The 543-nt window shown below is 56.7% G+C and carries 1 protein-coding gene; it reads left to right on the plus strand.

The genetic code is table 11. The features are described from left to right. Positions 1 to 280: 280 nt before the first annotated feature. Positions 281 to 543 (plus strand): ArdC family protein (locus tag KMS84_RS43760; protein ID WP_256921271.1); only part of this gene is annotated, 263 nt, incomplete at its 3' end.

Below are 543 nucleotides of genomic sequence, written 5' to 3' on the forward strand. Positions count from 1 at the left end.
GCCTTACGTGCTGTTCGAGGTAATCCACATTGAACCAACCGATCGCTTAGACCAAGACCCGTTGCTGCAATTGAGTCTGAGCCTACTCCAAGAACCGGGTCAGCCTGCCGCCTTGCTGATAGCGCTTGCAGCAGAACACCAGCGCTAAGCGCAATGAGCGGCGCCCACCTCCACATTCGGACGGTATGCAAGACCTGCATCAATCCAACTCATCACCCAACCGGGGAACCCTCCCCCGACGGGCAAGGCGTTCCTCCGTTTTGCTCTCGAGGAAATTGCCATGCGCGATATCTACCAAGACGTGACAGACAAGATCGTTACCGCGTTAGACCAAGGCGTTGTTCCCTGGATCAAACCCTGGTCCTCAAGTGGCTCCGCTTACATCGGTCATCAACCCTACCCCATCAACGCCATCACGCGACGTCCGTATTCGGGCATCAATTTACCGCTGCTCTGGGCCGAGGCCAGGTTGCGGGGCTTCACTCAAGATCGTTGGCTGACCTTCAACCAAGCCAAAAAGACCGGCGGGCACATTCGTAAGGG

Source organism: Streptomyces hilarionis (genome assembly GCF_024539675.1).
GTDB classification, from domain to species: Bacteria; Actinomycetota; Actinomycetes; order Streptomycetales; family Streptomycetaceae; genus Streptomyces; species Streptomyces hilarionis.